Source organism: Pseudomonas sp. EL_65y_Pfl1_R83 (assembly GCF_963970695.1).
GTDB lineage: Bacteria > Pseudomonadota > Gammaproteobacteria > Pseudomonadales > Pseudomonadaceae > Aquipseudomonas > Aquipseudomonas tritici.
In genome coordinates this window covers 1-576 of the sequence record NZ_CAXAQI010000167.1, presented here as the reverse complement: position 1 = coordinate 576, position 576 = coordinate 1, and the positions used below count along the sequence as shown (strand labels likewise).

Sequence of the window (576 nt, the reverse complement as noted above, 5' to 3'; positions counted from 1 at the left end):
GCCCTATTTCCTGACGGTGAATTCGATCGTGCGCTATGCCCGCAGCCAGGGCATTTTGTGCCAGGGGCGCGGATCGGCGGCGAATTCGGTGATTTGCTTCGTGCTCGGCATCACCTCGATCGATCCGGTCAAGCACAAGCTGCTGTTCGAACGCTTCATCTCCACCGAACGCCACGAACCGCCCGACATCGACGTCGATTTTGAGCACGAAAGGCGAGAGATCGTCATGCAGTGGGTGTTCGAGACCTACGGCCGCGATCATGCCGCTCTGTGCTCGACCGTGATCCGTTATCGCACGAAAGGCGCATTGCGCGATGTCGGCAAGGCGCTCGGCCTGCCAGAGGATCTGACCTCCTCGCTCGCCGGCCTCGTGTGGGGCTGGTCGGCCGAGGGTGTTGGCGAGAAGCAGGTCGACGAGCTCAACCTCGACATCGCCGATCGTCGCCTTCGCCTGACGCTCGACCTCGCGCGCAAGCTGATCGGCGTGCCGCGTCACATGTCGCAGCACCCGGGCGGCTTCGTGCTGACGCATGACCGCCTAGACGACCTGGTGCCCATCGAGCCCGCGGCCATGGA

The 576-nt window shown here is 63.7% G+C and carries 1 pseudogene; it reads left to right on the top strand.

The window, feature by feature from the left end:
* Positions 1–576: pseudogene (gene dnaE2 / locus AACY08_RS28220) on the top strand (error-prone DNA polymerase); the annotation flags it as partial.